At 46.7% G+C, this 6,614-nt stretch carries 5 protein-coding genes and 1 pseudogene; all 6 read left to right on the top strand.

Features of this window, described 5'->3' with window-relative positions; translation table 11 throughout:
• Window positions 1-46 precede the first annotated feature (46 nt).
• Window positions 47-1,107, top strand: a pseudogene (locus D479_RS21130) (AI-2E family transporter).
• Between the two features lie 362 nt (window positions 1,108-1,469).
• Complete coding sequence (alaS, locus tag D479_RS19020) at window positions 1,470-4,106, top strand: alanine--tRNA ligase (protein ID WP_008640315.1); 2,637 nt, start codon at window positions 1,470-1,472, stop codon at window positions 4,104-4,106.
• A 64-nt stretch (window positions 4,107-4,170) separates the two neighbouring features.
• Entirely contained in the window at window positions 4,171-4,443 is a 273-nt protein-coding gene (locus D479_RS19025) for an IreB family regulatory phosphoprotein (RefSeq protein WP_008640318.1), read from the top strand.
• On the top strand, window positions 4,440-4,856 hold the full coding sequence (gene ruvX, locus D479_RS19030) for a Holliday junction resolvase RuvX (RefSeq protein WP_008640319.1): 417 nt from the start codon (window positions 4,440-4,442) through the stop codon (window positions 4,854-4,856). The genes D479_RS19025 and ruvX overlap by 4 nt, the downstream gene beginning before the upstream one ends.
• A gap of 15 nt (window positions 4,857-4,871) precedes the next feature.
• Entirely contained in the window at window positions 4,872-5,156 is a 285-nt protein-coding gene (locus D479_RS19035) for a DUF1292 domain-containing protein (RefSeq protein WP_008640320.1), read from the top strand.
• 244 nt (window positions 5,157-5,400) lie between these two features.
• A complete protein-coding gene (gene mltG, locus D479_RS19040) occupies window positions 5,401-6,531 on the top strand; it encodes an endolytic transglycosylase MltG (protein ID WP_008640322.1) in 1,131 nt (376 codons plus the stop codon).
• Window positions 6,532-6,614 lie beyond the last annotated feature (83 nt).

The following is a 6,614-nucleotide window of genomic DNA, read 5'->3' on the forward strand; positions in this document are numbered from 1 at the left end:
TTGGCAGTCTCAGCTCGCTAAATGATATTTTCTATCAGCAAGGTTCATGACGGACCGCTCTTCCAAATGGCTGCGTCGTCTCTCTATACTATTCATCATCCTGCTTACGCTGCTGCTGCTTGCCTGGCTGTTTCCATACTACGATCATGTACTCGTAATGGTTGGACGAGTGCTGTTACCATTTGTTCTTGCTCTTGTACTCTCGCTTTTACTTCATCCACTGGTGAAAACGCTGGAAGGTGTTGGAGTGCGGAGGGCAATTGCAATTCTGCTTATATTCCTGCTGTTCTTTTCCCTTACGAGCTGGGGCATCTACAAGGGGTATCCCCGTCTTTTGGAGCAAGTAAAGCTTCTTAATGACCAACTGCCTGATCTTGCTGCGTCATACCAGGCATGGACGAAGGAATACTATGCCCATACGGAACGACTTCCCGATGGGATGCACCATAAGATGGATCAAGCCATCACAACCTCGAAGAAGGATTGAGCGCCAGACTGATGGCCGTATTCACGGGTTTGAGCGGCATCTTCAATATGATCATCCTGCTGGCGGTCATCCCGGTTATGACGTTTTATTTCCTGAAAGATTATAAAAGAATCGGTCTTGCCTTTCTCCACCTCCTGCCCCGCAGCTGGCACCAGGAAGCACAAAGGCTGGTTATTCAGTTAAATCATTCTCTTGGCGGATATATCAGAGGACAGTTGTTGATCAGTTTATTTGTCGGTGTATTTGCGACAATTGGATTCTGGCTGATCGATCTGCCATACCCGCTCGTACTTGGATTGGTCGCGGGGGTCACGAATATTATCCCTTATTTCGGTCCGCTCCTAGGAGCAGGACCGGCTCTGATTGTGGCTTTGACGGTTTCTTTTCAGGCCTTGCTGTTTACTCTTGCCGTCGTAGTTGTCATTCAGGTGCTGGAGGGGAATCTATTATCCCCTTACATTATGGGGAGAAGTATCCATATCCACCCGCTTTTGATTATTCTCGCCCTCCTGGCAGGTGGGGAACTTGCCGGCATACCAGGAATGATTCTTGCTGTACCTGTCCTCACCTGCCTCAAGGTCGTCGTTGATGAAATCAGGGCGGGAAGGCTCGGGCATTGACAGATGAAGGACAGTTATCTATAATTACGCATAGCGAAGACTATTTGGACGAAGAACACGAAGAAGGAACCGAGTAAGCGACATTGTTTATGGATAGAGAGGTACGTCCCTGGCTGAAAGACGTGCTCCATGATCGTTGCTGAACGCTATTCCGGAGTGCGGCTAATCCCCGCCGGATTCATGCTACGTTATCAGCATTCGAGATGATAGATGCAACAGGTCTATAATCAGGGTGGTACCGCGGAAAAACTCCCGTCCCTGCCGAATCATCAGGCAGAGACGGGAGTTTTTTCTGTGTCTGTCAAAGATGAAGCTTCGTCCAGTACCGTCTAAATTGTATATAATTCAAGGAGGTTTCTGTTATGAAGAAATTGACATCCGCAGATGTTCGACAAATGTTCCTTGATTTTTTCAAGGAGAAAGGCCACCGTGTGGAACCAAGTGCATCCCTCGTTCCTCATGAGGATCCGACGCTTTTATGGATCAACAGTGGTGTAGCGACATTGAAGAAGTATTTTGACGGACGGGTGGTTCCGGAAAACCCGAGAATCGTCAATGCCCAGAAGTCGATTCGAACCAACGATATTGAGAATGTCGGTTTTACGGCAAGACACCATACATTCTTCGAAATGCTGGGGAATTTCTCTATTGGAGATTATTTCAAAGAAGAGGCTATGGAGTGGGCGTGGGAGTTTCTAACAAGCGAGAAATGGATCGGCTTCGATCCGGAGAAGCTCTCTGTGACTGTCCATCCGGAAGATGATGAGGCTTATCAAATCTGGGAGAAAAAGATCGGTCTTCCTGTCGAGAGGATCATCCGAATTGAAGAGAACTTCTGGGACATCGGAGAAGGGCCGAGCGGACCGAACACCGAAATTTTCTATGATCGCGGCGAGAAATACGGCAGCGACTCCAACGACCCGGAATTATATCCAGGCGGCGAGAATGAACGGTATTTGGAAATCTGGAACCTTGTGTTCTCGCAGTTCAACCATAACCCTGACGATACGTACACACCGCTTCCGAAGAAGAATATCGATACAGGAATGGGCTTGGAGCGGATGGTATGTGTCATCCAGGAGACGGAAACGAACTTTGAAACAGATTTGTTTATTCCAATCATTAGAGCAACAGAAGAAATTGCCGAAGCAGCCTATGGAGACAGTGTCGATGGAGATGCAGCATTTAAAGTCATCGCCGATCACATGAGAACCGTAACGTTCGCTGTCAGTGATGGAGCCCTGCCTTCCAACGAAGGACGCGGGTATGTCCTGCGCCGTCTGCTGAGAAGAGCGGTTCGCTTTGCTAAGCAGATTGGAATCGATAAACCGTTTATGTATAAACTTGTCCCGCAAGTATCTAATATCATGGTCGATTTCTATCCAGAAGTGAAAGAGAAGGAAGCATTCATTCAAAACGTCATCAAGACCGAAGAAGAACGTTTCCACGAAACGCTGAATGACGGACTGCAAATCCTCTCTACTATTATGAAGCAGGAATCAGAGAAAGGAAGCAGCGTCTTTCCTGGAACGGAAGTTTTCCGCCTTTATGATACGTATGGGTTTCCAAAAGAGCTCACAGAAGAATATGTAGCAGAAGCTGGATTCACCATTGATGAAGCAGGTTTCCGTGAAGAAATGGAGAAACAGCGGGAGCGTGCCCGCAACGCCCGCCAGAAGACGGACTCCATGCAGGTACAGGACGGAGTACTTGGAGATGTCCATGTGGAAAGCTCCTTTATCGGGTATGATCACCTGCGGACAGAAGCGGTGGTTGTTGAAATGATAAAAGGAAAAGATTTCGCTGTGCATGCCGAAGCGGGGGATACGGTGTATCTCTTCCTCGATCAAACGACTTTCTATGCGGAAAGCGGAGGTCAGGTATCAGATAAAGGGTTCCTGCGCTCGGAAGCGGCTCTTTTGGAAGTGACGGATGTAAAGAAAGCTCCTAATGGACAACATATGCACGAAGCAATCGTCCGGGAAGGATCCATGGAGAAGGGTACGAAAGTGGTTGCCGAGGTGGATCCGGGAAGCCGTTCCTTTATCGTCAAGAACCACACAGCGACCCATCTCCTTCATCAGGCATTGAAGGATGTCCTTGGAGATCATGTTAATCAGGCGGGATCCCTCGTTGAACCGGATCGCCTCCGCTTTGACTTCTCCCATTTCGGCTCTGTATCCGACGAAGAAATGGAGCAGATTGAATCCATCGTAAACGAGAAGGTGTGGCAGTCGATCCCTGTAACGATCGAGCTGAGCTCTATCGAAGAAGCAAAAGAAAAGGGAGCAATGGCGCTTTTCGGAGAAAAATACGGAAACACTGTAAGAGTCGTTCAAGTCGGCGATTACAGCCTTGAGCTTTGCGGCGGCTGTCACGTGCAGAACACAGCGGAAATCGGCCTGTTCAAGATCGTTTCCGAATCCGGTATCGGTGCAGGGACGCGCAGGATAGAAGCTGTGACTGCCAAAGATGCTTATCTGTATATGAATAAAAAGGAAAACGTCCTGAGAGAGGCGGGAGCGCTTCTTAAAACGAAGCCGGAACAGGTGCCGGACCGGATCGATGCTCTTCATAAAGAAATGAAAGAGCTTCAGAAAGAGAAGGATTCACTCAGCGCTAAACTATCCAACCTGGAAGCTTCCAGCATCCTTGATGATGTAGAGGAAGTAGCAGGCGTGAAGGTCCTTGCGAAGAAAGTGGATGTCAAGGATATGAACAGCCTTCGTTCCATGGTGGATGACTTGAAGCAGAAGCTTGGATCCGGCATTATTCTGCTGGCTGCACCTAACGGCGAGAAAGTTCAATTAATTGCAGGAGTATCCAAGGATTTAGTAGAAGAAGGGTATCATGCCGGTCAATTGATTAAAGAAGCAGCTGCTATCTGCGGCGGCGGCGGCGGAGGCCGTCCGGATATGGCGCAGGCAGGCGGCAAAGATGCTTCAAAAATCCCGGATGCTCTTACGTATGCCAAGGAATATGCGGGACAGAAAGCCTAGTTTTTCTAATCCTGCAAATAGGTATATAATGGAGTAAATACAATAAATGTGCGAGGTGACTGTAATGAGTTCAATGGATAAGACGATGAGGTTTAACTTCTCGGAAGAACCGTTTGATCAAGATGTCCGATCCGTACTGCTATCTGTGCACAGTGCACTGGAGGAGAAAGGGTATAACCCGATTAATCAAATCGTAGGCTACCTCCTTTCCGGAGACCCTGCTTATATTCCTCGTCACCAGGATGCAAGAAACCTGATCAGAAAAATCGAAAGAGATGAGCTGATCGAAGAGTTGGTAAAGTTTTACATCAAAGAGAATAAAGAGGGCATGGAATGAAGAAAATAGGTTTAGATGTGGGGGAAAAGACGATAGGCATCGCAATTTCTGATGCCTTCGGCTGGACCGCCCAGGGGCTTACGACGCTCCGATGGGACGAGAAGGACTTCAACACAGCGAAAGACAATCTGGCCGAGGTCATCAGAGACCATGAGGTGACGGAAGCGGTGGTCGGTTTTCCGAAGAACATGAACGGAACCGTCGGTCCACGTGGAGAAGCCAGTCAAAAATTCGCTGCTTGGCTTGAAGAGGAATTTCGTCTCCAAACCCATTTGTGGGACGAGCGACTTACGACAATGGCTGCTGAACGAGTGTTGATCGACGCTGATGTCAGTCGTAAGAAAAGGAAGAAGGTCATCGATAAGATGGCTGCCGTTATGATTTTACAAGGATATTTGGATTCGAAACAATAAAGGAGGATGTCTGATATGGCATTAGCAAAAGAAGAACGCATCATTATACCGGACGAGAACGGAGAAGAGCATCTATTTGAGGTGTTGTTCACGTTCGACGTCGAGCAGACCGGACATTCTTACATTGCCGTCATCCCTGCGGAGCAGAAGGAAGGCGACGAAGTCGAAGTTTTCGCTTTCCGTTATGAGGAAAAAGGGAACGAAGAGGATGATCTTGCTCTATTCCAAATCGAATCAGAAGATGAGTGGGAAATGGTCGAAGAAATGCTGAATACATTGACTGATGAAGACCTTACCTGATTATAGTCACGCCCAAAAGCCTGCAGCTCTGCTGCGGGTTTTTTTATGTTGTTAAGAAGATCGGGCGGTGAAGAGACCTTGGCTCTCATTCCCTGAAAATCACAGCATGTATAAAGGGCAGGTTTATTTAAATAATGGTTCTGAAAAGGAGCTGTCTGGGCGGCATTTGTAGAAAATCCGGGCAATTTGTAGAAAGGTTCTTTCAATTTATAGTATAATGTACCGGATGAAAGGAGGAAGGCTGTTGTCTAAATCTGACTTTAATACACAGTATAAGAAAAAGCTGAAAAATAGAATAGAAGAAGCAAGTACCGTAAGAAAGATTGTAGCCGGTATATTGACGGCACTCGTCCTCATCCTGTTGATTGGAGGTCTTTCGGGCTATTTGTACGTCCGCTCCGCTCTTCAACCGGTGGATCCGGGAAACGAAAAGCAGAAAAATGTTGAAATCCCCCTCGGTTCTTCCACTTCGCAAATCGCATCGATATTGGAAGAGAATGATATCATCAAGAACGGCATGATCTTCCGTTTCTATACGAAATTCAAGAATGAGTCCGATTTTCAGGCTGGAGATTATCAGTTCACTTCATCCATGAGCATTGATGAAGTTATTGAATCCTTGAAAGAAGGAAAGCTTGTCAAGGATGCAGCAGTTACCGTAACCATTCCAGAGGGAAGGGATTTGGAAGAGATCGCGGGAGCTTATGCTGAGAAAATGGACTTTACAAAAGAGGAATTTCTGAAACGGGCCAATGACGAGGAATATGTCAAGACGTTAATGGAGAAGTATCCGGATTTACTTACGGAAGACATCCTGAACGAGGATATTCGTTATCCTTTGGAAGGCTACTTATTTGCTTCTACTTATCCTTTTAATGTAGAGGACCCAAGCATTGATCAAATCATTGAGAGTATGCTCGACCGCACCCAGTCCGTCGTTCTTCCATATATGGATGAGGTGGATGGATTAAAAGGTATAGAAAACGTCCATGATCTCGTAACCATGGCATCCCTTCTTGAGAACGAAGCAAGGACGGCAGAAAGCAGGGAGGAGATTTCTGGTGTGTTCCAGAACCGACTGGAAGAAGAAATGCCCCTGCAAACCGATCCTACCGTCCTTTATGCCCTTGGAGAACATAAGGACAGAGTGCTGTATGAAGATTTGGAAGTAGACTCTCCTTATAACACGTATAAGGTGAAAGGACTTCCGGTCGGCCCGATATCCAATTTCAATGAAAACTCTTTAAAAGCTGCAGCGGAACCGAATGATAACGATTATCTTTACTTCCTTGCAGACAGTGATGGAGACATTCATTATTCTGAAACCTTGAAGCAGCATAATATATATAAAGAAGAACATATAACCGGCCAGTGAATTTTTTAGAAGGAATGACGGGAACACTCGCATTCCTTCTTTTTTGTGTTAAAATAGTGTGGTTGTAAAWTATTGTGAAGGGA

Origin of the sequence: Halobacillus sp. BAB-2008 (genome assembly GCF_000328325.1) — a bacterium.
Taxonomy (GTDB): Bacteria; Bacillota; Bacilli; order Bacillales; family Halobacillaceae; genus Halobacillus.